The sequence below is a fragment of the Arcanobacterium canis genome (assembly GCF_029625435.1).
Classification (GTDB): Bacteria; Actinomycetota; Actinomycetes; order Actinomycetales; family Actinomycetaceae; genus Arcanobacterium; species Arcanobacterium canis.
On record NZ_CP121208.1, the window covers coordinates 1,674,564 to 1,699,106 of the forward strand.

General features: G+C 53.3%; 21 protein-coding genes. 10 read left to right on the plus strand and 11 right to left on the minus strand.

Annotation, left to right across the window (positions count from 1 at the left end):
- Positions 1–4 precede the first annotated feature (4 nt).
- From P7079_RS07550 to P7079_RS07560, 3 genes are all read left to right on the plus strand, one after another.
- Positions 5–2,872: an N-6 DNA methylase gene (locus tag P7079_RS07550; protein ID WP_278012660.1), complete on the plus strand. Its 2,868-nt coding sequence runs from the start codon at positions 5–7 to the stop codon at positions 2,870–2,872.
- An 85-nt stretch (positions 2,873–2,957) separates the two neighbouring features.
- On the plus strand, positions 2,958–3,362 hold the full coding sequence (locus P7079_RS07555; protein ID WP_278012661.1) for a restriction endonuclease subunit S domain-containing protein: 405 nt from the start codon (positions 2,958–2,960) through the stop codon (positions 3,360–3,362).
- Between the two features lie 105 nt (positions 3,363–3,467).
- Positions 3,468–3,590: a hypothetical protein gene (locus P7079_RS07560; protein WP_278012662.1), complete on the plus strand. Its 123-nt coding sequence runs from the start codon at positions 3,468–3,470 to the stop codon at positions 3,588–3,590.
- A 380-nt stretch (positions 3,591–3,970) separates the two neighbouring features.
- Here P7079_RS07560 and P7079_RS07565 read toward each other — a convergent pair whose 3' ends face one another.
- The 10 genes from P7079_RS07565 to P7079_RS07610 all read right to left on the minus strand — a co-directional run bounded on the left by P7079_RS07565 (position 3,971) and on the right by P7079_RS07610 (position 17,440).
- On the minus strand, positions 3,971–4,852 hold the full coding sequence (locus P7079_RS07565; RefSeq protein ID WP_278012663.1) for a hypothetical protein: 882 nt from the start codon (positions 4,850–4,852) through the stop codon (positions 3,971–3,973).
- Position 4,853: 1 nt separating this feature from the next.
- Positions 4,854–5,723 (minus strand): ABC transporter ATP-binding protein, encoded by an 870-nt coding sequence (locus P7079_RS07570; RefSeq protein ID WP_278012664.1) that lies wholly within the window; start codon positions 5,721–5,723, stop codon positions 4,854–4,856.
- Between the two features lie 10 nt (positions 5,724–5,733).
- Positions 5,734–7,065, minus strand: a complete 1,332-nt coding sequence (locus P7079_RS07575) for an acyl-CoA thioesterase/bile acid-CoA:amino acid N-acyltransferase family protein (protein WP_278012665.1) — start codon at positions 7,063–7,065, stop codon at positions 5,734–5,736.
- Entirely contained in the window at positions 7,062–8,246 is a 1,185-nt protein-coding gene (locus P7079_RS07580; protein WP_278012666.1) for a zinc metalloprotease, read from the minus strand. The genes P7079_RS07575 and P7079_RS07580 overlap by 4 nt, the downstream gene beginning before the upstream one ends.
- 221 nt (positions 8,247–8,467) lie before the next feature.
- On the minus strand, positions 8,468–11,119 hold the full coding sequence (locus P7079_RS07585) for a DEAD/DEAH box helicase (protein ID WP_231782327.1): 2,652 nt from the start codon (positions 11,117–11,119) through the stop codon (positions 8,468–8,470).
- Positions 11,112–12,032, minus strand: a complete 921-nt coding sequence (locus P7079_RS07590; RefSeq protein ID WP_114976656.1) for a HamA C-terminal domain-containing protein — start codon at positions 12,030–12,032, stop codon at positions 11,112–11,114. The genes P7079_RS07585 and P7079_RS07590 overlap by 8 nt, the downstream gene beginning before the upstream one ends.
- A gap of 31 nt (positions 12,033–12,063) precedes the next feature.
- Positions 12,064–14,706: a DEAD/DEAH box helicase family protein gene (locus tag P7079_RS07595; RefSeq protein WP_024330650.1), complete on the minus strand. Its 2,643-nt coding sequence runs from the start codon at positions 14,704–14,706 to the stop codon at positions 12,064–12,066.
- A gap of 12 nt (positions 14,707–14,718) precedes the next feature.
- Complete coding sequence (locus tag P7079_RS07600; RefSeq protein WP_024330649.1) at positions 14,719–16,356, minus strand: site-specific DNA-methyltransferase; 1,638 nt, start codon at positions 16,354–16,356, stop codon at positions 14,719–14,721.
- Entirely contained in the window at positions 16,356–16,586 is a 231-nt protein-coding gene (locus tag P7079_RS07605; protein WP_024330648.1) for a helix-turn-helix domain-containing protein, read from the minus strand. Before P7079_RS07605 ends, P7079_RS07600 begins: the two co-directional genes overlap by 1 nt.
- Positions 16,583–17,440, minus strand: coding sequence for an NBR1-Ig-like domain-containing protein (locus P7079_RS07610; protein WP_024330647.1), 858 nt, complete (start codon positions 17,438–17,440; stop codon positions 16,583–16,585). Before P7079_RS07610 ends, P7079_RS07605 begins: the two co-directional genes overlap by 4 nt.
- 235 nt (positions 17,441–17,675) lie before the next feature.
- Between P7079_RS07610 and P7079_RS07615 the strand changes: the two genes are divergently transcribed.
- The 7 genes from P7079_RS07615 to P7079_RS07645 all read left to right on the plus strand — a co-directional run bounded on the left by P7079_RS07615 (position 17,676) and on the right by P7079_RS07645 (position 23,257).
- A complete protein-coding gene (locus P7079_RS07615; RefSeq protein WP_167561060.1) occupies positions 17,676–17,819 on the plus strand; it encodes a hypothetical protein in 144 nt (47 codons plus the stop codon).
- Positions 17,820–18,174: 355 nt separating this feature from the next.
- Positions 18,175–18,864 carry a sigma factor-like helix-turn-helix DNA-binding protein gene (locus P7079_RS07620; protein ID WP_278012667.1) on the plus strand — a complete coding sequence of 230 codons (690 nt, stop codon included), beginning with the start codon at positions 18,175–18,177 and terminating at the stop codon, positions 18,862–18,864.
- A gap of 5 nt (positions 18,865–18,869) precedes the next feature.
- Positions 18,870–19,106: a hypothetical protein gene (locus P7079_RS07625; protein WP_024330645.1), complete on the plus strand. Its 237-nt coding sequence runs from the start codon at positions 18,870–18,872 to the stop codon at positions 19,104–19,106.
- Complete coding sequence (locus P7079_RS07630) at positions 19,103–19,516, plus strand: hypothetical protein (RefSeq protein ID WP_024330644.1); 414 nt, start codon at positions 19,103–19,105, stop codon at positions 19,514–19,516. Before P7079_RS07625 ends, P7079_RS07630 begins: the two co-directional genes overlap by 4 nt.
- Positions 19,503–20,639, plus strand: a complete 1,137-nt coding sequence (locus P7079_RS07635) for a DUF2800 domain-containing protein (protein ID WP_024330643.1) — start codon at positions 19,503–19,505, stop codon at positions 20,637–20,639. Before P7079_RS07630 ends, P7079_RS07635 begins: the two co-directional genes overlap by 14 nt.
- A 15-nt stretch (positions 20,640–20,654) precedes the next feature.
- On the plus strand, positions 20,655–21,212 hold the full coding sequence (locus tag P7079_RS07640; RefSeq protein WP_081638866.1) for a DUF2815 family protein: 558 nt from the start codon (positions 20,655–20,657) through the stop codon (positions 21,210–21,212).
- A gap of 77 nt (positions 21,213–21,289) precedes the next feature.
- On the plus strand, positions 21,290–23,257 hold the full coding sequence (locus tag P7079_RS07645; RefSeq protein WP_278012668.1) for a DNA polymerase: 1,968 nt from the start codon (positions 21,290–21,292) through the stop codon (positions 23,255–23,257).
- On the opposite strand, the gene P7079_RS07650 is transcribed toward P7079_RS07645, so the two are convergent.
- Positions 23,254–24,174, minus strand: coding sequence for an Abi family protein (locus P7079_RS07650; protein ID WP_233188477.1), 921 nt, complete (start codon positions 24,172–24,174; stop codon positions 23,254–23,256). The two genes, P7079_RS07645 and P7079_RS07650, sit on opposite strands and share 4 nt — an antisense overlap.
- Positions 24,175–24,543: the final 369 nt, after the last annotated feature.

Sequence of the window (24,543 nt, forward strand, 5' to 3'; positions counted from 1 at the left end):
GAACATGAACCATGACGGCGGTCAGCTTTTCAGCTACTGGCAGCAAGAACGCGCAAGCCAATACCTGGTGCTCTACGCATCTGGCATCTTCGACGGCACGATCAGGTATCGCACTGAAACCGTTGTATGCCAGGACGATCCCAACATCCTCAAACTTGCCGAAAAAGATACCGACGAAACGATTCGGCTCTACAAGCAGGCACATTCGGTTACCGACCTGTTTGAAGTATGGAGCGAAACCTACGAAAAGCGCCTCGTCGGTGACGTGATTTTCCGTGATGATTCCAGCGCCTATCATCCCGATGTTAAGCCACTACGCAAACGCGACCTGCGTGATTTCAGTGAAAACGACAAGGTTGTGAACCGCTTCGAAGAAATCTTGCGACACAACAACGTCTCGGATAAAGAAAACGCGTTTAACCGTCTCATCGCCTTGTTCATCTGCAAACTCGTTGACGAAATGCAAAAAGGTGACGATGACGAGGTGGAGTTCCAATACAAAGTCGGAACCGACACCTACGAGTCTCTCCAAGACCGTCTCCAGCGTCTCCACAAAGAAGGTATGGAACGGTTCATGCGTGAAAAGATCTTCTACGTCCCTGACGATTACGCCGAAACAGTCGTACGGCAGTATGCAGGTAAACGCCGCGAGAACCTCATCAAAGAGCTACGCGACACATTACGTGTGCTGAAGTTCTTCACTAACAACGATTTCGCCTTCAAGGACGTACACAACGAAGAACTCTTCTACCAAAACGGCAAAATCGTTGTCGAGATGGTGCAACTTTTCGAGCACTATCGTATTATCGGCTCATCCGATATTCAGACACTTGGCGACCTGTTCGAACATCTTCTCGACAAGGGTTTCAAACAAAACGAAGGACAATTCTTCACCCCAGTGCCAATCACCCGGTTCATCTGGGATTCTCTCCCCCTCCAAGACGTGATACGCACGGATAAAGGCATCGACTATCCCAAAGTGATTGACTACGCTTGCGGCGCTGGCCATTTCCTTACTCAAGGCGTCGAAGCCGTCAACGCCGCCGTCCAAGAGCTCCAACCCGAGGCAGACACTTCACGTTCATGGGTGGCAACGAAAATCTACGGTATGGAAAAGGATTACCGGCTTGCCCGCGTGTCGAAGATTTCATTGTTCATGCACGGCGCGGGTGACGCCAACATCGTCTTCGGTGACGGTCTAGAAAACTATCCAGACAAAGGCATCGAAGCACACACCTTTGACGTGCTCGTAGCGAACCCGCCCTATTCGGTTAAAGCGTTCAAGAGCCACATGAAACTGAAAAATAACGATTTTCAGATCATTGAACACATCACCAACAACGGCTCCGAAATTGAAACCCTGTTCGTTGAGCGCATCGCCCAGCTCCTCAAACCCTCAGGAGTCGCGGCAGTTATTTTACCCGCGTCAATCTTGAGTAACGAGACCACAACCTACACGGCAGCTCGCGAACAGCTTTTGCAAAACTTCTATATTCGCGCCATCGCAGGATTTGGCAGTAATACTTTCGGGGAAACCGGCACGAACACTGTAATCCTTTTCCTTGAACGAATCGAAGAACCACCAGTGCGGTTCAAACTCGTCGCCGACAGCGCTCACGCAATCCTTTCCGGCGCGCCACTCGATGGGTGGGAAGACCAAGACATCTACAACGCCTACCTGAGCCAGATCAGCGTCTCCAGCGACGAATACCAACTATTCATCACCGAGACGGAGCCGTATCACCACTTCCGTGATACGAACTATCTCAAGAGCTACGTCACCGCTTTTGAAAACCAAGCACACGTCAAAAACAAGCTGAAGCAGAAAACCTTCCAACGTTGCAGCGCTCAAGAACAACAACATTGGCTTGATCGGGAGTTCTACAAGTACGTCAAAGCTGCAGAATTGAAGAAGATCCGATACTTCGCGATGGTCTACCAGCAAACTGTCCTCGTGATCACTGCGCCGAAAGTCAATGAGGAACAAAAAGAATTCCTCGGTTACACGTGGACCAAACGTCAAGGGCGTAAAGGCATCGTCATCACTAAGCCAGGTGGCATGCTCTATAACCCCGATAACCGCTTCGACGATAACACTCTCGCTGGGCTCGTGCGCGCCACCTTCGACTCGACCCGACGCACCCTCGAATCTCACAAAGATTACTATCAGTACATCCAGCTGAAAGACATGATTGACTTCAGCCGAGCCGACTTCGGCAAAGCAATCAGCACGACAGTTCGCCGTGCAACAGAGCTTGTGGGTAAATATCCTTTCGCTGCGCTCTCGAAGATTGCCTTTATTAACACCACTTCTAAGGATCCACGTCTAAGCCCGGGTGTGACCTTCACCTATATCGATGTGAGTTCGGTAGGTAAAGGAAACGGCCATATCGACTATGGCAACGAGATTCTCGGCAGTCAAGCCCCGTCCCGTGCTCGCCGCATCGCAGTGCCAGGTGATGTTTTGGTTTCAACAGTTCGACCTAATCTGCGAGCATTTGCAATCGTTCGGGATGATCTTCCAACTAATGCGGTGTTCTCTACCGGATTTGCTGTTCTGACGGTAAAGGATCAGGAGAGTTATCTGCCTGAATTCTTGTACTTCCTATTCCAGGCGTCAGAACAAGTTATGGAACAGATTATGGCACGCGCCGGCAAAGGACAGTATCCAAGTATCAATGCTCAAGATCTAGGTTCGATAAAACTTCCGCAACCACCATTCGCTGTGCAGCGCGAAATCGTTGATAAGTGCACGAAAATCGATGAGGAATACAGGAACACGCGGATGGCGATCGAAGACTACCGTGCCAAGATAGAGAAACTCTTCGCCGATCTCGAAGTGATTCGGGGGGGGGCAAACCCTAAGGCTTGATTCTGACATCTTCCGGCTTGGCATCGGCAAGAGGGTTCTCAAATCCCAAGTATCGAATGATGGCATTCCGATTTATAGTGCCAATGTGCGTGAACCATTCGGTCGTATCCAGGGCGCCATCTTTGAATCTTATGAAGTCGGAACAGTGATCTGGGGAATTGATGGTGACTGGGATGTTAATTATATTCCTCCACAGCAACCGTTCTACCCAACAGATCATTGCGGAACGCTACGAGTTCTCAATGATGGAGTCAATGCACAATATCTCGCTTTTGCTTTGAAGGCAGAAGGTAGCAGGCAGCGTTTCACGCGCGCTAATCGCGCTTCAACGGAGCGCGTTCGCTCACTTCGTCTTTATTTCCCTCCAAGAGCGGCACAAGATGAATTCACTCGACAAGTAGACGAGATCAATGCCGAAATCGAAAGTCTGCAGCAAGCACTAGTCGAGCTTGATCTTCAGCGAAAGGAAATTATCAGCCAGTATCTCTAGCGTGCTTGCTTTCCTTGAGGTTTAGAGCGTGTATGTGTCATAACCGTTTGGTTCCACCACTGCTTCGGGGGTGGGCGGTCTTTCCAAAAAGAGTGGGGGTGTGACATGCAGGTTGTTGTTCCGTTTGGTGTCAAGAGCACGGAGCGTCGCCGGTTGGTGGACGTGATCGCGATGGCTGCGGGTGCGATGCCGAAGTATTTTCCGACGAAGGCGCGACATACTCGCTAACGCAAACGCCGACTTATCATTCTCGTTCGTCTAGTGGAGATGCCATGTGTTGCGCTCTACCTATTCTTGGCCCGTTGTGTACGCGGGTTGTGTGCACAACCTTTAACGTTTTTGTTAATCGTTGATATAGAGCCATTATAAGTGGATACTTAGACGTCGAAAATGATAAATGGGCTGTAAGGGCGTAAATGGCTGTATAGCAGGGGTTTCCGCTGTTTGTGGGGAAAATTTGGGATGGTTTGCCACTTCGAAGATGACCTAGTGGGTATAGAGTCCTTCGAGCATATTCATGCCTGTTCGGTGTTGAAGTGGTGTACGGGCGGACTTGCGTTAGCGAGTATCGCTCAGGGGGGGGCAGACTCAGAAGCGGGAGTTATTTGCTAGGATACGTCTCTTCGGCACAGCAGAAAGGTACCCAAAGACGCGCAAAACACCAGCCAACAAATTATGAAAAGCAATGCTACTGAGCCTGAATGCAGCGTGTTCACCCCGGGTGAAGACAGAGCGCTAAGCACTTCAGTTCTGTCCAACGTTGTCGGAAGTGAACCAATATTCCCAGTCAAGGTGAACCCGTGCAACACTTTGAAGAAGTCGGAAGATCCGGCCAACATTCCAATGCCAAGCGTTTCAATTCCGAAGGTCCAGCCAAGGCAGAGCATCACAGCGCCTAGGATCGACCTGGTCAGATACCCGAACAGAGACCCCAAGACTGCATATGAGAAGAGCCCGAGAGTTGTGGCACTAAGACCCAACATCGTTCTGCCGAAATCAAAGCCGAACCCCGTGCCTTGAATAGTAGTGAAAATAGTGGAGCAAATAGCTGCTGCAATAAAAGAACACAAAGCCATAATCAAGGAGACGACCGCCATGGTAACTAAGCGGCTAACTCCAAGCCACCAGCGCTTGGGGATTCTCGCCAAAAGCACACCCAAGGTCTTTAACTCGTAGTCACTGCAGACCAGGATGGCTCCCACGACCACGCCAACGGGAATGCCATATAGAGGTACAGAAGCAGTCACGTATTCACCCAACACCGACAAGTCGAGGCCTGCCCGTAGAGCTTCAGCAGCTTCAAGCCCGATTGCATCGGTCGCAGTGTGATAGAGGATGTACGGAATTACATAAGCAAAAATCACGATCTGCAAAACCCAGATGAGCACAGCTATCCGAATTGCCGGCTTAAAGCTCGCCGCTTTCACATCTGTGCGAACGATCTGCCACAAGCTTGTTGACGAGCTTTTCTGAACACTAACAGCACTCATTTCACTGCTCCTTCCGAGTCATCGACAGATAGGCGGCCTCTAGGGAGTCCCGTCGTTTAACGGACCCGACCTCGATGTCCCCCTTAACTAGGACTTTGACCAAATCTGATGCAGTCATACCCTCCGGCAGATAGGCAAGAAGACTTGATCCGTCAACCTCAACCTTGACACTCATGCCATCCAATAGCTGCGAAGCCTTAGCCAGATCCCCCACCTGCAACTCGAATGGAGCCTGACCGTTGAACTGTTGACGAAGCTGCCCTGGCGTGCCAGTAGCCACAAGTTTGCCGGCCTCTAGGACGGTGACGGTGTCGCAAACTTGCTCAATCTCGCCAAGCAGATGGCTGGAAAGCAAAATTGTAGTTCCAGACTCCCGAAGGGTTCTCATCAAGTCTCTGATTTCCGTAATCGCCCGCGGATCCAGACCATTTACAGGTTCATCAAGAATCAGTAATTCGGGCTTGCCCAAGATGGCAATAGCTATTCCAAGCCGCTGCTTCATGCCAAGAGAGTACCGCGAGGCTTTATCTCCAGCTCGATTGGCCAGCCCAACAAGTTCGAGAATGCGCCCGCATTCAGCATCGTCCACACCGAAATATCCGGCAAATAGAGCCAAATTTTGCCTACCACTAAGATGCTTGTAGAAAGCCGGCATCTCAATCAACCCACCCACATTGTGAGCCATCTGCCCGGCAGGGTGACCGAACACGCTAACGGTGCCGGATGTGGGGCGAATCAGATTAAATAGGCACTTCATCAGCGTAGTCTTACCAGCACCATTTCTACCTACCAGCCCATGGATAGCACCCTTTTCCACGGAAAAATCAAGGCCATCAAGCGCAATTGTTCCTGCCCGGTAGGTCTTGCTCAAGCCACGACAGTCAACGACCCTCTCCACTGCTCCTCCTATCGCATTCAGTAATTAACGGCATACTCCACCGAGATAACTCTTCCTGAACTACTTGCCAAACCTTTTTGGCCGACTCGGCATTCGCTGAGGCTGAGCCGCCGAAGTCAATTGAGAAAAATGAGGTGGGTTTGAGAATACACATTGGAGGCAGGGTGGGAAGGGCATAGGGGAACCCAACAAAGTGCCCAGCACTAGGCAGGCACTCAACCCTCAGATTGCCCGGCCAGTCGGCATCTTTCAATCTACTAACAATGCGGTCAGAATATTCTTTAGAAGGCCACAGCCCGTCATCGTCCCCAAAAATCAGGGTAATGGAACCCTTGCAGTTTTCCACCCGAATAGTTGACTTTTCGACAGCCTCGATCTTCTTATTTAGGTCTTTAAGGAAGCTGCGTTTCTGGCGCATCGGTTTTCTTCGGATGACAGCTGATAACCACGAAATCATCATCCCAAATCCATTGCCACTAGGTACCCACTCAAGGGATTTCCCGTTTCGAATCCATGCGGGATCCTTGAATGAGTAATTCTCACCTATTCCAGCTTGTCTGATGGACGATGGCGATAGGGCGATAGTCAATCCCACGTTGGCGTTATTTGCAGCCAACTCTAGACCCAGCTCTGCGCCGCGAGACAGCCCAATCACGGCAATATGGTCTCCCAACACAAAATCGTCATTGAGCATATGTTTTACGACACGATCAATATCATTCAGGTCGATGTTGACCATGTGTAGAGGACGATCCTCAATCCCGAACCACCTTAGGGCCAAAACGGAATAGCCTTCAGAAGCGAGTAGTTTGGCGGCGCCAGCCAAGTCGACAGAGTCAGAACCGTGCAACAAAAGGACACCTGGATGTGGCAAGTCATCGCTAGGATGGGCGAATGTGCCCACAACAGGAGGCTCATGAACCTGATCGCATTTGACATTAGCACCGAAATGTCTACGAAATCGAGTTGAAGCGATGACGCTATCAGCGCGGAGTAGCTCAGAATGGTACTCCAACTCGACTGGAAGGTTGCGGGTGAAAAACTTCGACTGATCAGGACCCAGCATTGACCACAACGGCCCCTCCCCATCAACACCCTGATATGTCGAGCCTTCAAGAGGAGACATCCTAGACAGATCGACCATACCTGCAGAATCCGCGTTAACAGCGGCTATTGACTCCCACTCCCTAAGTGCGCCATCCGTAACATTAGTTCGAATGGCAACCCGTTCTCCAGGGACGAGACCTGTGGCCGTTATCTGAATTGGGCTATCTATTCGTGACCTCTCAGGAGTCACTTTTAAAACTGGACTCATAACTTTTTCTTCCGATTACGTTGAACAAAAAACATCAATATTAATCCAGCAATAAGCCACATCAAGATGACAATCAGGATTGCCCACATTACGCCAACCTTGAGAGCCAAAAACGCTATCCACCACCAGGTGCTACCCACCACCATCGCGGTCATAGCAAGCAGCTCGAATATCGCAAAAACCCTAACGCCAAAACCAAAATGTTTGCACGGACTCTTACGTGAAACTACGTTTAATATCCAGTTTCGCCCTTCAGAAGATATGTCCCAAACACCCAGAGAATGACTTAAAATCTTGTGGCCGTCAAGCCCAAAAAGAGGAACTAAATTGATAGCTGTAGCGAAAAATCCAACGTAAAGAATGGATGCAACAACCCCCGCCCCAAAACCTTCCCCTAAGAACAGATAGGCCACCACAAATGGAACTAAGGGGAGCGAGCCGGCCAACATTCCAGCGGTGGACACCACAACACGTCGGTTAGCTGGAGCTAGGTACACGTCGTCAGTAGTCGCGTAGAAATAGAACATCGGTATACGCCATGCGAAACCAATCTCATGACAGGCTCCACCTGCGCCCACACAAGCTAAGGCATGCCCCATTTCGTGGACGAACATTGAAAAAAGCAGGATTACGATAATAAGAGCCGCGATTGATGGAACTTCAGTAAACACACGAACGGTATCGCCCTGCATAGTCTTAAAATTGAATCCGACTACCATGCATAGGGCGGCAAAGCCTAGAAGACCTAAAAGCAAGGCTCCTTTGGATACCACCCAAGGACATTTACGCTGGATATTCGCTATTAATGGGCTGGGGTCAAAGAGACCAACCTTTCCGGAAAATAGTCTCCAGTTCCTAGATAACATTCTCTTTTGAACCTGGGGATCATGCTCGATTCCGTCCTCCAATAGAAGACGCTTAGACCTCAACAGTATGGCCATTTGGTGCCACGACTTCGCACTTAATACCTTACCAAATCTATCCGTGTATAAACGGCTGATTTGATCGAGTTCCAACCCCCGCTTTAATTTGTCAATAATGAAGAATTCCCGCTCACCAATTTGGTAATAGCGATCCTCCTCAACATTGTAAACTGCATGTACCGGCACTCCGTCGCGAGCAATCGCAGGTCCTAGGATGACCCCAGGACGAATAATGAGGTCTAGATTCTGAGATGTCATGAACGAGCCTCAAGGTGTCGTTGCAGCAGGTATGAGAGATATTAAGACGTCGAAAATGATAAAAGCCGCTTGACCCCTTGAACCCCTGTTGAGCAGGGGTTTTGTTGTTTCTGGGGCTGCTCGCTACTTCGCTGGAGGTTCGGCGATCCGACGCTCGTCGCCATGACGTCCGCGTGGCAGGTGCGCGTTTCGACCTAAGGGGGTCTGCGCGAGTGCTTGCGTTAGCGGGTATCAGACGAGGGTGTTAGAGGCATCGAGAAGGCTTCTGGTACGTTGTATCTGATTTCGTTGGCTTCTTTGCGGACGTTGATGTTCGAGCTTTCGAGGAGAATCGGGTTCAGGTGGGGTTTTCCTTCGTGAAGGAAGATTGCATTTGAGACGTTGATTCGAATGTAAGTGGCGCTTTCGCGGGTGAATCCGAGTCGTTGGAGAAGGATGGTTTCCTGTTTCGTTGTGCCGTACTCGACGTATTCGTACCAGTCGTTGTCGAACTGCTCTTTTCCGTGGACCTTCTTGTATTCGTTGGAGAATTTAAGAAAGTAATTCGATAGCTCAAAAAGGATTACTTGCTCAATAGCTTCAAGCGTGTCACTAAAAACAAGGTTTCGGTGTTCTTTCGAATCTAGGTAGCGATTCGGTTGCCGATTGATCCACACAATTCCAGTTTTCCGGTGATGCTCGATTGCACGATTCATGATGGAACGCAAACCGTGTCCCTCCATCCACTGCAACAGGAGGACGGTGTACCAGGACAGCATAGCGAGCTGGTCGCTTCCTTTGGGTGTTCTCCCTAACGTCTCGGGATTGTAAATTCGCCATTTGAAGATTGAGGCAAGCCGCTGAAGAAACGCGAGGGTCTCGTCGTAACTGAACTTTCCGTTTGGAGAAAGTTGTGGATACTGGAGTCCAGCTTGGATTGCGTGCGTCAGCGCTTCTGCCTGGTCAATGGAGACATTGATATCGTCATCTTGTTGGCCTTCGCGTCGCGAGAAAGTAGCAATAATGCTGTTGGTAGCCTGTTCGTCAAGATAGTCAGAGAATTCTTCACGCACCAGGCTTTGACGTCCGGTAGTGATGTCGCGCAAGAGCATGAGACCGAATTTGCGTTTCATATCATAACGCTCATAGCTCTCATTCCCTTTGGAGAATTCGATGCGACCTTCCTGTAGATCCTTGACGACTCCTTGCTTCATTTTCTTGCTGATGATTTGTGAGTCGGTTTGCACGGATAGCTTCTGTGCAGGAACGTTCGCTTGTAGGAGTTCCTTGGCCTTTTGCTCGGATGCAAGTTGGTCGCCCACGATGATGAATACGTTGCCGTAGAGGTTGAACTCGATACGCCCGACTCGGCCGATCAGGTTCTTGAAATCGACTGCTGTCATTCCTGCTCTGCCGATTTTGTTGGTTGTGATGACAAGATTGTCGGCGGGCAGGTTGACTCCTTCTAGAAGCGTGCTGGTACAAAATAGTGTCGAGATTTTGCCTTCGCGGAACAGGCCTTCGATGCGTTCACGGATCGCTGGTGGAAGGTAGCCGATGTGGTAGCTGACGCCTCTACGGATAAGACCGCTAAGGTAGTAGTCCTCGTGGACGTCGCGTTCGATGTCTTTTGCGAGATCGTCCAAGTCTTTATCGTTGAGGTCTGCCAAACTCTGAGCGTAGTCACGCGCCGCTTGCACTGCGTGATGCCGGGCAGAATGAAACACGATGGTTTGCCCACGATGATCTGAACCTCGTGATGATTCACTAACAAATCGGGTTACGCCCTGTGTAGTAGTGTCCTGAGCTTGGAGCGAGGCTAGGTGCGTGAATTCTTGGGTGTGGTCGTTGTAGCTGGAAATGGTGTTCTCGTGCAGGTTGACGAGGTATTTGAACTGCGTGACTGGCGAATACTGGGTTGCGACCGCGTTGGTTTCATTCTCGTCAGAGTTTGGATCAACCAGTCTCAGGAATACCTCTGGGTTGGGAATGTTGGGTGAAGCGAAGACGAAGTGTGGTGGCCTGTGGCGGTGTTGAAGGATTGTCACGGTTTGGTAGTAGAACGGGGCGCGACTGTTCTTGCCTGAAAGCTTGTGCGATTCGTCGAAAAAGACGTACTCGAACTCGATCGCAGGTTTGCCGATCAGAAGGTAAAGCAGGCGTTCTGGGGTGAGTACGAAAATGAAGTTGTGATCGCCTTCGAGCACGATGTCACCGGCGGCACTGACGATTCGGTAGTTGCGGCGTTCAAGGTCTTCGCCAAGGTCAGCGATCAGTTTCGAGCGCGTCTCGTTAATCAGCGCTTTTGACGGCACGATGATCGCAAAGTTGGCCTTCACCCCGGATTTGATCTGGTTGGTGATGAAGGTGCGCATGATGAAGGACTTACCCAAGGATGTTGGGGCCGAGAAGGAAAACTTGCCGTCGTTCAGGCGGTCGTAGATCTTCTTTTGCGGCGCGAAAAACTTCATCGATTTGTCACCGGGCACGGTGAGGTATTCGGCTTGGTAGGCGTTGAATGCGGCGTCAAGGATGCCCGCATCGGAAGTCACGCCCAACTGCTTCAGGCCTGGGTAGTTACCTAGCGTGGTGAAGATTGCAGAAACGTATGCTTTCGTTCGCGCGTCTTGTGGGTAGAGAATGTGGCACAGGAGCGCGATTTCTTGCGCCCACACCCTGTGCCGGTCACGATTGGTGGGGTGGGTTGATTTCGACAGCAGGTCTGCGAACCGCAGGGCGGCTTCAAAATCCACGTCGTATGGGTGACGATCCACCAACCCCAACCGATGTAAGCCGTAATTGTAGAGCAGGTTGGCGTACAGCTGTTTGAGGAATTCGTTGGAGTCGATGTCAGAAAATACGAGATCGCCGACGGTTACTTGCTTGTCAGACATGGCTACCACCTGGCCCGTCCACGAGCCCATCCATGATCGCGCACGCATCGACGTCTACTTCGTTGAGAGGCAAAACATAGATGTAGAACGAGTAATTATCCAAGTTTCGGGTGTTGATCTCGTCGGCGATGATTTGGGCGTGCGCTGCGATATCGCCCTGCATTTTCTGATCGAGCGCAGCCCGATACTGCTGGTTGCTGTAGTTCTTCGGATCGAGACCGATGTCATAGCCCAGAAACATCGAATAAGCGGTATCGAACACGGGTGCCCCACCCGGCTTCGGGATTAGCAGATCTTTGACGTAGTTTGCTGTTGCTGGCTCGAGAGTCTTGGTGAACACAGTTTGCTCGGCGAGCTGAACCTCGTCTGAGCGATTCTGTTCTATATCTACAACGCGGTCGAATGCTGCAGTGATGGCATCCCCAATGTTGCCGATCACGCTGGAGGTTCCAAACACGATGCTGCTGGTGGTTCGCTGACCGTCTGGTGTGAGTAGGTGGATGGCGTCACAGCGGCTGTGGATCTGGCCTCGGGCCTGGTTGAGCTCGATCTTGCTCATCACTTTGGGTGCTTCGAGGATTTGTTCGAGCAGGACGTAGAGCAAGATTTCACCTAACCCCATGCCGTCTTGTTGTGAACGCATCCGGTTTACCGCGTCGAGAGCAACTTCTTCGAGATCGTCTCGCTGTTTGTAACCTTCGTATTCGGCGCGGGAGAAGACGTAGCGTCCAACGTTGCGTTTGAGGAACTTTATGAGGGCTGTGTGGTCGAAGCGGTTGTTTTGGATAGACAGATGGAACAGGCGTAACTGTTCGTCGTTTCGAAGACCTAACGTGTTCGAATGGGCCACTTCGGTGAACGTGGACGCGAATGTGTCGCCGCGCAGCGTTGGCGTGATCGTTGCCTGTGCCATCTCGTCTTCTCCCAAGAGGTGTCCTTCCCGCCTACAGCTTTTCGAGGATACGCACGAGCTCCGACAAAGTGACCGCCCCGTCAGGCGGAGTGACGCCATCTTCGAAGACCATGTAGTAGCGGTAGTCATTGCCAGACATGTTCGCCCACGCCCGGCCGAGCCTGATCTTGCGGTTAGAATCGTCGTTCTTCAAATGCTCGCCCTTGGACTCGACAACCACGATGGTGCCGCTAGCGGTCATCACGACGAAATCTGGGTAGTGGTTGAACGGACCGTTGAGGCAAAAGCCCTTGCGTTCAATGACGCGGTGCCACCAACGAACGTTGTCCATTCCAGAGAAGCGACCAGCGAGTTCGAGCTCAAAGCCGTTCATCTTGTCTTCGGCCTCATACAGGGAGCCACCAATCAGGGAGGAGGCATGAATGGGCTGGATCGCTTTCGGGAACGCATAGAGTTGTTGAACATCAACGCGGCGGGTCTCGATATCCTCATAGAATCTCTTGATTTTGTGCGCTTCCAAAAGGCCGTCAATTTTCTGTTTGACCTTGCTTGCTACCGCATGCGGGTGTTCTTGAAATGTCAGCAGCTGCTCGGTGCCAAACGCTTCAACCATCCGCACAATGTATGCGCGCAAGTCAGAGTCAGTGATCGAATTGATCGGTTTGATCCGATCGTAGATGGCGATTGCCGTGTTGCGCTTTTGTCCTTCGACGCTCAGTTTCGAGAAGTGTTCGCGCATGAATTTCTGATCGGTACTCGACATCCGGAAGGCTTTAGGAACCTCGGAGTCCTTTCGCACGTCGATCTTGTACATCTGCTCGTCTGCCGTCGACAGGTCAATGTCGATGTCTTTCGTAGCCAAGTCAAAGTCACCGGCTAGTGCCTCGTGCTTAAGCTCGTTGTATCCCTCATGAGCGGTCGGGAACAATGCTGATCCGGGTTCTTGGATGACGAATTGGGGAAGGCGAAGGATTTCGATCTCGTCAGCGAATTCGGGGTTGACGAAGCTCGTGTCCACAGCATCCTCCAAATCTGAAGGCACGAAGCCCTCACCCATCTGTGCGGCTTCTTCGGCCTCCTGCTCATAGTCCGCACCCTGCTGAGCCGCCTGCTCGATCATCGAAGCAACCGTCGGATCCGCCGAAGGCTCTGGTGAACTAGCGGATTCTTCTCGCGCATCTAAATCAGCTGCAACCTGTTCTTCATCGAACTCCAGGAACTCTTCAACGTCCATATCTTCCCCTAGGACTGGAGACGTTGGGGCGGGTTTGCTTGGCTGGCTCGTGCCAGTGAAGTCGAAAGCGACTTGATCGGCTGCGCGGAAGTCACGCTTGGAGAATCCGGCACTGTTGAGCCCCGCAACGATCTGATTGAGCGTGGTTCCGAAATCGTTTGAAGAGGTCAACACGTAGCTCATGTTTAACAACGTGTTCGGCTGCTTCCTGGCGTGGGGTTGGCGCAGAACACGGCCAAGGATCTGCTCAACATCGACCTGGCTGGTCTTGTTCGCCAACGACGCCAGAATGTAGGCGAAGGGGCAATCCCAGCCCTCCTTCAACGCGTTCACCGTGATGATGAACCTGATCGGGCACTCCTTGCTGAGCAGGTCAACGCCTTTAAGCTCGTTTACGTCGGCGGTCTTGATCGCGATCTGCTCGGCAGGAATACCCGCCTTGACGAGCTTGTCACGCAGCCGCTCAAACGAGGTAGCGTCCTCGCTCGTCTTCGGCTGAGCCTGAAACAACACGATTGGGCGAATATAAGCGCCACCATTCTCATACTGCTGTGTAGCAGCGATTTCTAGTGAACGGCGAAGATCAATCGCATCCGTAACAACATCCTTTTGTGACGCCCGGTTGTATGCGATGACCGGAAGTTTGACCATGCTCTCGTTCTTAAGTGAGAGCGCATCCACATACGAGATCACGTTCGCTTGCCGCTTCGGGGTTGCGGTCAAATCAAGAATGAACGCTGGGTTGAAATTCGTGAGCATCTCCTGGCTCAACGTGCTCGTCGCGTGATGCGACTCATCCACGATAACGACGGGATTCAACTGGTTAATCACCTGGAACAGTGCAGTTTCATCCGCGTTCTCGATCGGCTGCTCCGGGGCACCAAACGCGGTCGCGAACGAAGCAAGATTCCCATTAGCTTGGTATGCCTTGCGTCCGTCCTTTGTTCGTGAGCGGAACGAATCATACGAGAGCACCATCACTGACAGCTGCTCAGCCACGGTCGACGGGCTGAAATTCTGCCCTGCCAGCAGCTCTTCTTTCGAATACACCTCAACACGGCCACCAAAATCAGCGTTCAGCTTCTGTCGATACGGGTGCGAGGGATTCTTCAACGCAGCCAACGTCTGCGTCAAAATCGAATCCGACGGCACCAGCCACACCACAGCCTGTTTCCGCGTCGGCGGCAAAGCCTCAAATATCGGCTTCACCGACGCACAAGCCAAGAACGTCTTTCCGCCGCCAGTTGGAACCTTGTAACACACGTGCGGAACGCCATCGATCACGTTCTGGTAGCCCGGCATCTGCGGGGTGCCAACCTCGATCTGGCGAGACTCCCAAAACATCTTGAACGCTTCGCTCAGCGTAGGCTGCTCGTTGAGCTGGGTGAGGTAATCTTCTAGATCGGCGATCACCCGGTTTTGATACTTCTTCAACTCCATAACCAACACTCCTTAGAGACGGGTGATATCCCGAGGGATCTTCTTGAACGTGATATTCAGAGAGCGCAGCTCCTCATCAGACAACAAACACGTGTCGGCATAAATCACATACGAACTAGCCGCGCACTCAGGAGGGATCGAAGCCAGATAGTCACGATCCAAACTCGTCACACGATCCGGCTCGAACACGAAAAACAACGACGCGTCATCATGCCGTCCTAAGAAATACGGATGGGCACTGGGCGGATTCGAGAACGGCTGCCCAGTTTCGGTGAACCACACATACTCACGAACCCGCTCAAGAGGCACCTCTGGGTTCAAGTCACCTGCGAGAAGTAGTGGCGCGCCTAACTCGTAGAAAGAGAATGACCCTCCTGTTCTGGGCACTTCATCCTTATCGGTGCGGTATCCGTCGATCACTCGTTTGACCCGCTCTGCCGTGATTGATTCTGCGTAGTCGCTGAGCTCTACGAGGATGAATTTTCTGTCTGCGTCGTCGTACATATTTGAATTAAGCACGGCGTGTGCGGTCGTTCCTGAGCCTGCGAATGAGTCTAAGACGATGCCGTCTGTGTTGCCATGCAGGGCGATAATCCATTCGATTAGTGATAGTGGTTTCGGGGTGTCGAATTTCTTGTTTCCAAAGATTGCCTTGATTACTGCAGTCGCGTCGGCGTTAGTTCCATAGCCATCGAGCCACGTATTCCATCCGAATGATTTTTTTACGTCACGAATTTTCTCGTATGGAACCCAGCGCTCAGTCTCTCCATCTACAACAACCCCTGGGTCGTATGATGTTTTCTCCCAGTGAGCAGCCTCAGGATTGTCCAATAACTCTGACATACCTGCGTGAGCAGGACTCCAACGCCAGTAGCCGTCAGACCCGTCATTCTTGATTGGGAATACTTCTCCACCATTGGGTGCAGTAATGGGAAACCACAACGTCGGTCGATCTGATCGGTCGGAAGTTGCACCCCACTTTCGTAACTCACGCCCTTTTCGATACGGGCCCTTGCTGTCCTTGAGGTCAAGCTTCCCAGTTGTCTTCTCTTCTTTGACAAGACTTGATTGGTCACCCTTGGTGTAGAACAAAATGTATTCGTGTCCTGTTCGCAGGGCCGTTTTATCTTTCCCTCCACTTGGTTCAGAGCGCACTGGCGCACAAGCAAGTCGGTTTGCAGGGCCAAAGATTTCGTCCATGATGCAGCCTAGATTGGACAGCTCTGTGTCACCTATCGAGACAGCAATCAATCCGTTTCTGGCTAGCAGGCGATGGAGAAGTCTTAGCCGTGGGTACATCATGCATAGCCATTTGTCATGGCGGGAGAGGTCTTCGCCTTCTTTGCCGACGACTTCGCCAAGCCATTTTTTGATTCGTGGGTCGTTGACGGCGTCGTTGTAGATCCAGCCTTCGTTGCCTGTGTTATAGGGAGGATCGATGTAGATACAGTCGACTTTTCCTTCATAGCGCGGCAGGAGCGCTTTGAGGGCTTCGAGGTTGTCACCATGAATAATCATGTTCTGTGAGCCGTTGTCCGCATCGTGCTGGCCGTGCTCGTCATATGAGTATTGGCGGTCGAGGACGCGGTAGGGAACGTCGAGGTGGTGGGTGATCACCTTGTCTTTACCGACCCAGTTCAGTTCTGGCATTAGCGTTCCTCCTTAGGCTCGTGAGTATTGTTGGGATGTGGTTCTTCTGCGGCTTGACCGGTGCGGACCCATTCGTCGATTTCTGAGAGTTTGAACTTCCACACCCTGCCGACCTTGTAGGCGGGAAGATTGTGCGTCGCGATCCATTTCGTGATGGTTTCCCGGCGCACACCGAGGTGAGTTTGCGCTTCTTTCATGGTGACCCAGTTTTCTAATTCAGCTTCGCTCATCGTTCCTGCCTTATCGCGTGAAGATCCGGGTTAATAACTGTGGCATCGACATTGAAGGTCGTGCCTTCTTGTGGAAAGCAGTTCTCGCCATCCGCGTTATGCATTTCCCAGTGGCTTGAGGCAGCACCTTCATAGCCTTGCGCCCGAAACGTGCAAGAAATCTTGATGAACTTCGCTGTCGCCGGTGGGCTGTCAGGAATGCTGATTTGCGTGGTGCCGACGGGTCGTAGTCGCGGGTCTGTTGGATTCGTACAGATGAGTGTCCGGTTGGTCCAGTTGATGCTGCCCACGTTGCGCAATGTCCAGGTGTGAGTGAACTCGGTCCAAAATCCTGGCTTGTGTTTTTGCAGTGCGGGCGGTTCTGTCACGTCGACGCGATCTCCTTGATAGAGCGGCTGCGGCGCGGGGTTTATTTCTTCTGGTTCCTGGTCTTCAAGGCGAAGTCGGTAGCAGTGTTCGAGGACATCGCAATGGTCTGGGTCATGGATGATCGCATCAAACCAGTCAGTGAGTGCCCAAATGAATGCTTCTGGTTCGATAGTGAGGGTTGAGGGCAGTCCGGTGTCTTTGCCGACTTCTTGGCAGCGGTCACCCAATGTGTGCCTCGTGCTAGTGGACGGCGTTAAGTGCTCACTAAGAAAGCTCAGCAGCGACTGTTTGTTGATCTGCTCTGGCATCGAATCACGTAGCGGGTCGGACAGTTCTTGGTCGCCGCGAAAGAGCGCCGTCCAGTACGAAGTGGAATAGACTGCGGCGCTTCCTGCTGCCTCAAAAACTGCGCGTACGAACTTACTCTGCGATTTTATCGGAGCTTTTGGCTTGTAAATTGCGCGGCAAAAGGCGCTCAGGGTCAATGATCCACCTCCGCCACGCATCTTCTAGAAGAAACTCTGGAAGATCTAGAAATTCCTGCCCTTTCATCGTCCGTCGTCTAGAAAACTCGTCCACTTTGATTGAAGTGTGAGCAAAACACGAGCCGACGAGACGAGCAACTGTCATTTCATTATCGCACACCGACTCGCGCTAACGCTCACGAACACGCACCAACTGGTGGTGGGTGCCCTGATCGTAGCGAAGGAGGTGAAGCACATGGGAAGGAACCGTAAGCAGACGTCCGCGAAGGTGGCGTCCAAGGCATCGAAGATTCTGACCGATGGCCGTTATGGCAAGGACTCGAAGTCCGTGGCTGCGTCAGCGTTGGCGCAGGCCAAGCCATCCAAGCGCGGCAAGTAGCCGCAATCACTCCTGCTCTGGTGTGAGTGCTTCTCGCACCAGAACAGGTGGAGGCGGTAGTGCTGGTGGCCACCGGTACTGACGTTCTCCGAAGCCTGAGCGTGATTGTTCGGGAGCTCATCTGGCGGATGAGCGACCTCCACAGCGAGTGCTGGCTGTGGTTGTAGACAAATGAACCACTAGTGAGACCTGCTCTGGGAGCGCTCGGCGGGTCACCGCACCCAACCCCTCTTTGCTGAGGGCTGGGTGGGGTGGCTCGCCTTTGTTGTCTTCCAAGTAGTTCTCACCAGTGATCTGAGCCAAACAGATCAGGTCTCCAAATCACCGGGATTCCCGGAGAAATGGAGATCCTTCGATGAAGGTCACCTTCAAGCACGAAGCAGATAACAACAAGAACGAGTCCATCACTGACACTTTCGACATTGACCCTGGCGAGTTCGCTCTCATGATCGCGACCCACCGTGAGCAACGTGCCGCCGCTACTGGTGTTCCGCTCGACCAGGTTAAGCCCTGCACGCCGCAGAAGATTCTGGACGAGTTGTGGAACGCAGAGGAAGCGGCCACGCATCAGGCGGTTCGCGCCGATCGCGGCAAGGGTAAGAAGAAATGTACGTGTGGGGCTGGGTGCGGTCCTCGACGTGGATGCCGCGTCCCGAATAACAAGCCGTTTTCGTATGAGCAGATGCTCGAGATCGATCTTGACCCTGCTTCACCGGGTATCAGCGCTGAAGACCAGGTCATCGAACGCGAGGACAGTGTCGAGCGTGCCTGTGATCTCGAGGTGATGCGTGACGTCATCGCTGGTTTGGATTCGCAGCATCGTGAGGTGATGACGCGTCTGCTTGCAACCGACAAGCTCAATCAGGCGCAGGTGGCGCGCGATATGGGGTTGACCCGTGCTCGGGTATCGCAGCTGGTGGCAGAGGTAAAACCGCTGATCCGGCAGGCGGTTGAGGAGGCCCGATTTAACACTTCGAGCGGTGTCGGCAGTGGGGTGAAGGGAGAAGCCAACCGGGCTGCTCCCGCAAATGAGGAAGAAAGGTAAGCCCGATGGCTCGACATAGTCTCAAGCTTCATATTGCCCGGCATATCCCTGACAACCCCGGAATCGTCGCCACCAAGAATGTGACGCTGCGTGAACGGCTCATGCGCCTACTGCTTGGTACCCCACGCAAAGTCATGATTCTCGTTCCCGGTGACTCGGTCAAGCAGATCGACATCACCGAAAACACCGATGACGACCTCATGGCCCTGGCCGATGCTCTCAAGGCGGGTGAATCCAAATGATGATGCCGGAAATTAACGCCTTCATTCGTGATGGAAACCAGACGATGCGATCGCTCGCCGATTTGCTTGCGCGGGCTCAGCAGATCGTTGAGGAGAGCTTCGAAGACCACGCAGGAATGCCTGGTGAACGCCCGGAGCTTGCCCTGCAGATCAAGGAACCCTTCGAAACCATCCCAGCCACGCACGCCCAGCCAGAACTACTTGCGGACGAGCCAGAGGTTGAACCTGAACCGACGGTGACGTTGGAAGAAGTACGTGCTTTTCTTTCCGAGCTCTCAGCGCAAGGTCACACGGCAAAGGTTCGTGAGCTGATCGTCGAGGCTGGTGCGGACAAGCTCTCAGCGGTGGATCCGGCGAAGTTCGGCTGGCTGCTGGATCGAGCGAAGGAGATTGCTGATGGCACCGTCTGATCACGCACTCCTCTCAGCTTCTGGTGCTTACAGGTGGCTCAACTGCACACCCTCAGCGTGCCTCGAATCCGATGAGCCAGAATCCACGTCTGCGGCTGCCGAGCAAGGCACCGCCGCCCATGCACTGGCTGAGCACAAGCTCCGTCGCGCTTTGAAGCAGCGCTCGAAGCGGCCAGTCTCAACTTGGGTTGATGACGAGATGGAAATCCTCACGGACGACTATGTGGCGTTCGTCCAAGAACGCATCTCCATCGCCCAAGAATCCTGTGGTGATCCGCAGGTGCTGATCGAGCAACGCCTAGATTTCAGCCATGTGGTTCCGGGAGGTTTTGGCACCGGGGATTGCGTGATCATCGCCGAACCCACCTTGCAGATCATTGATCTCAAATACGGGCAAGGTGTGTTGGTTGAGGCTGAGCGTAATCCCCAGTTGATGCTCTACGCTCTCGGAGCCCTTCACACTTTCGGCGACCTGTACGACATCGAGCGCGTAGCGGTGACGATCTACCAACCGCGCCGGGGCAACGTCGACACCTGGGAAATCCCCGTCGCCGACCTCGAAGCGTGGGCTGAGGCAGAGGTGAAGCCGAAGGCTGAGCTGGCAGCGGCTGGCGAGGGCGAGTTTTGTCCGGGCTCGTGGTGTCAGTTCTGCAAGATTGCACCCACGTGTCGGGCGCGAGCGGAAGCCAACCTCGCCCTTGCAAAGCACGAGTTCGTCCCACCAGCAGAACTGTCCGACAGCGAGATTGCCGACGTGCTCACGCGGATTCCACAGCTCAAAACCTGGGCGTCGGACGTGGAAGCCTACGCCCTTTCCAAGGCCGTCAACCAGGGCGTGGTCTTTGAGGGGTTCAAGCTCGTAGCCGGACGGTCGATACGCAAATACACCTCCGAAACCGATGTCGCTGCAGCGGCTGAGGCGGCTGGCTATAGGGACATCTATGACCGCAAGCTCATCACCCTCACAGCGATGGAACGCCTCATGGGTAAACCCGCCTTCAACGAGATCCTCGGTGACCTCGTGACCAAGCCTGCAGGAAAACCCACGTTGGTTCCTGCATCCGATAAGCGGCCAGCGCTTGACCTGGTGAGTGCGGCCACCGATTTTCAACCAAACAAGTAACTAGTAGAAAGAAGAATGATTATGTCAACGACTAACACAACTCGTATTGTGACCGGCGAAGTCCGGCTGTCCTACGCACACGTGTGGGAGCCGAACTCCATCCAGGGAGGCAAACCGAAGTACTCCGTCTCCCTAATTATCCCGAAGTCCGATACTGCCACGATTGCGGCGATCGAGAAGGCCGTGGATGTAGCCATCGAAGCAGGTATCGGGAAGTTTGGTGGCAAGCGCCCCAACAAGGCCGCCCTCAAGTTGCCGCTGCGCGATGGGGATATTGAGCGTGACGACGAAGCCTACAAGGGTGCCTACTTCCTCAACGCCAACTCCCTGACCGCTCCGCAGATCGTCGATCAGAGCGTCGCCCCGATCCTCGACCGCGCCGAAGTGTACTCGGGCTGCTACGCACGCGTATCCCTGTCCTTCTATGCGTTCAACACAAACGGCAACCGAGGCATCGCCTGCGCACTGGGCAATATCCAAAAGACCCGTGACGGCGAGAGCCTTGGCGGTGGACGAGTTTCCGCTGAGACCGACTTCGGTGTCTTCGCCGCTGATGACGATTTCCTGAACTAACCATCCCCACACGTGGAGGGAATCAGCACATCTTGTTGGTTCCCTCCACTTTTCCTCTATGTGAAAGGAACCTCGTCATGCGAACACTCTTCTGCGATATTGAATCTTTCAGTCCCGTCCAGCTCGCTAAGACGGGTCTTTACCCGTATGCCGAGCACCCAGACTTCGAGCTGCTCCTGTTCGGCTATTCGATTGACGGCGGTCCAGTCGAAATGGTGGATCTCGCCAACGGACAATCAATGCCCGACGAGGTTCTGGCGGCTTTAGTTGATCCATCCGTCGTGAAGTGGGCGCATAACGCCGCCTTCGAACGAGTCTGCCTGTCCGCTTGGCTACGAGCGCATCATCCAGAGCTTCTCGCTGATGGGTTTCTTGGCCCAAGGCAGTGGCGCTGCACCATGATCTGGTCGGCTTATCTCGGTCTGCCGATGAGCCTCGACGCAGTAGCCACCGTCCTCAAACTCGACGTCCAAAAAGACACAGTAGGCAAGAAGCTGATCAAGCAGTTCTGCACACCCGCCACACCCTCAGTTCTGAACGGCGGCAAACACAGGAATCCACCATCAGCTGACCCAACCGGGTGGGCACGGTTCATCGACTACAACCGGCGTGACGTCGAAGTCGAGCTCGCCATCCACGACAGACTGGCGTCTTTTCCGATGCCCGAGGCCGAATGGGACACCTACGCTCTTGACCAACGCATTAATGATGCCGGGATTCTTCTCGACCACACGCTCGTCGATAATGCCGTTGCCGTGGACGAGCACCACCGCAACGCCACACTCGCTCGGGCACAGACATTGACTGGGTTGGAGAATCCGAACTCACCCATCCAACTCAAACAATGGCTCGCATCGCGCGGCTGCGAACTCGAATCACTAGCGAAAGCCGAGGTCGATGCCGCCCTCGATACCGCCACTGGCGAGGTGAAAGAAGTCCTCGAACTGCGCGGCGATCTAGCAAAATCAAGCGTCAAGAAATACCAAGCCATGCAAAACGTCGCCGGAACCGATGGCCGTGCGCGCGGTCTTATCCAGTTCTACGGAGCAGGACGCACCGGACGCTTCGCCGGACGCCTCGTCCAAGTCCAAAACCTCCCAAGAAACTATCTATCTGACCTCGACCAAGCACGAACGCTCGTCAGAACAGGCAACCTCGACGCACTTGAGCTGCTCTACGAATCTGTACCAGACACCTTGAGTCAGTTGATTCGCACGGCGTTCATTCCCAGCCCTGGGTGCCGGTTTATTGTGGCGGACTTTTCTGCGATTGAGGCGCGCGTCATCGCCTGGCTCGCAGGAGAAACAACCACCCTGGACGCCTTCCGTGAAGGTAAAGACCTCTACTGCGAAACCGCTTCCCGCATGTTCGGCGTCCCAGTAGAGAAGCACGGCGTTAATGGTGAGCTTCGTCAGAAGGGGAAGATTGCGGTGCTCGCCTGTGGTTATGGCGGCTCCGTCGGCGCTCTCAAAGCCATGGGAGCACTCACCATGGGACTCGCCGAACACGAGCTCAAACCCATCGTTGACGCATGGCGGCAAGCTAACCCACACATCGTCCAACTCTGGGCAGATGTTGAAGAAGCCGTGATTGCTGCGATCATGTCGCGCCAGCCGCTTCGCCTGCGGAACCTGCGCTTTAGCGTTGAGTCTGGGATTCTCTTCATCGAACTGCCCTCCGGTAGACGGCTTGCCTACGTCCAGCCGCGTCTGGGTGAGAACAGGTGGGGCGGCACCTCCATCACCTACACCGGCACCACCGCAGCCAGACGTTGGGGACAGCTCGAAACCTACGGTGGAAAACTTGTCGAGAATATCGTGCAGGCGATCGCTCGTGATCTGCTCGTCACCGGCATGCACGCAGTCGCCAAAGCCGGGCATCGGATTGTGATGCATGTTCACGACGAGATCGTTATCGACGAGCCCTTGGGCTCGGGCTTCACCGTTGCTGACGCGTGCGAGCTGATGTCCACGCTCCCAGCATGGGTCGAAGGTTTGCCGTTGGATGCGGATGGGTATGAGTGCGCCTATTACCGTAAGGATTAGCTGTTGATTGTCCAGATGGGATCTTGTTTCCAGCTGGGGCTGGCACCTATGTGCGTTAGATCGACGCCAGGAATTTCGGTGGGGAAACTGTCTAGGACGTCGCTGATGGCCTGTATTTCAGCGGTGAAATTTCCTCGTCTCAAGAGGAATGCGGTGAGCACCAACGCGGTGTATATACGTCCTGAAGAATGTGTCACGGCCGATAGCGTTTGGTCGCTGCGACGGTGTTTGACCAGTGGACGGATGACGAGTCGCTTGTTCCATAGTCTGGCGTGATGGGCGCATACGTTACGAATGAAATTCACGGTGCGCATCCATGATTCCAACTCGTCGGCACGTGCCAAGTACTTGTCAGCAATGCGACGACGCTGTTCGAAGGGAGCCAACGAAAACAGGGTCACGAGTTGTCCGAATTCGAGGATCTCGGTGGCCACCCACACCGGCAAACGCCCATCGTGGGTCTGGTTGTAATGCATGACGAAATCTTCTGTAGAGCGCGACTGCGTTTGGGCTAGCTTCTGCGTAAACAGTACTGCACGGCGATGCATTGCGCCTGACGGCCAAATCCGTTCGAGGTCGAGGTGAATGAACGGATCGATCTCACCCAGCACGTGCCCCACGTCAACTCGCAGGCACACCTCCAGCTTGCATAGCGCCCGCCACACAGCAAGACGCAGCTGTTCGTCAAACTCGTACAGCTCAACCGCGTGATGCATACGTGTGCCGGGAACGAAACGATCTAAACGCCGCCGAGGTGAGCCTTCGGGAGCTGACTGGCGCAACGGGTAGGAGTATCCCGAAAGCCGGTAATAGCCGACAGTAGATAACTCGCGGCGGTAATCACCGGCATCCAATAGGCCACGACGAGTGAGGATATTAATCTGCTCATCGATACTGGCCCACGGTTTATCGACCACCAGCCCACCCGCTTCCAAAAACATGAAGACCGGCTCTGACCTGTCTCGGAAACCGATACAAGCGAGCCGGTACTAGTGGTAATCACTATACCGCGAAAACAGCGACAGAATCAAGAACTCGGCGAAGTACCACCATCAGAAAAGAAAGCTTATCCAAGACCGCTAAGAAACGAGAACCGACCTGTGCTCCCACCGAAGCGGGCAGCGGAACCGGTCATGTTGTCTAAAAGACCACCGTGTCGGCACCGCTGTAGCAAGAGAACGATGGTTCTTCCACACAGAGCACTCGAGAAATTTGTCTATGCCCCGGCGAGAATACCTGCCAGATTGCTCTAACAGATAGCGCTCCACCGGGGCTTCAACACCAAT

Coding starts and splice junctions, on each gene's coding strand:
- P7079_RS07615 (WP_167561060.1), top strand. CDS start 17,676: ATGGGAAGGAACCGTAAGCAGACGTCCGCGAAGGTGGCGTCCAAGGCA.
- P7079_RS07635 (WP_024330643.1), top strand. CDS start 19,503: ATGGCACCGTCTGATCACGCACTCCTCTCAGCTTCTGGTGCTTACAGG.
- P7079_RS07630 (WP_024330644.1), top strand. CDS start 19,103: ATGATGATGCCGGAAATTAACGCCTTCATTCGTGATGGAAACCAGACG.
- P7079_RS07645 (WP_278012668.1), top strand. CDS start 21,290: ATGCGAACACTCTTCTGCGATATTGAATCTTTCAGTCCCGTCCAGCTC.
- P7079_RS07565 (WP_278012663.1), bottom strand. CDS start 4,852: ATGAGTGCTGTTAGTGTTCAGAAAAGCTCGTCAACAAGCTTGTGGCAG.
- P7079_RS07595 (WP_024330650.1), bottom strand. CDS start 14,706: ATGGAGTTGAAGAAGTATCAAAACCGGGTGATCGCCGATCTAGAAGAT.
- P7079_RS07640 (WP_081638866.1), top strand. CDS start 20,655: ATGATTATGTCAACGACTAACACAACTCGTATTGTGACCGGCGAAGTC.
- P7079_RS07550 (WP_278012660.1), top strand. CDS start 5: ATGAACCATGACGGCGGTCAGCTTTTCAGCTACTGGCAGCAAGAACGC.
- P7079_RS07625 (WP_024330645.1), top strand. CDS start 18,870: ATGGCTCGACATAGTCTCAAGCTTCATATTGCCCGGCATATCCCTGAC.
- P7079_RS07590 (WP_114976656.1), bottom strand. CDS start 12,032: ATGGCACAGGCAACGATCACGCCAACGCTGCGCGGCGACACATTCGCG.
- P7079_RS07580 (WP_278012666.1), bottom strand. CDS start 8,246: ATGACATCTCAGAATCTAGACCTCATTATTCGTCCTGGGGTCATCCTA.
- P7079_RS07585 (WP_231782327.1), bottom strand. CDS start 11,119: ATGTCTGACAAGCAAGTAACCGTCGGCGATCTCGTATTTTCTGACATC.
- P7079_RS07560 (WP_278012662.1), top strand. CDS start 3,468: ATGCAGGTTGTTGTTCCGTTTGGTGTCAAGAGCACGGAGCGTCGCCGG.
- P7079_RS07600 (WP_024330649.1), bottom strand. CDS start 16,356: ATGCCAGAACTGAACTGGGTCGGTAAAGACAAGGTGATCACCCACCAC.
- P7079_RS07605 (WP_024330648.1), bottom strand. CDS start 16,586: ATGAGCGAAGCTGAATTAGAAAACTGGGTCACCATGAAAGAAGCGCAA.
- P7079_RS07575 (WP_278012665.1), bottom strand. CDS start 7,065: ATGAGTCCAGTTTTAAAAGTGACTCCTGAGAGGTCACGAATAGATAGC.
- P7079_RS07620 (WP_278012667.1), top strand. CDS start 18,175: ATGAAGGTCACCTTCAAGCACGAAGCAGATAACAACAAGAACGAGTCC.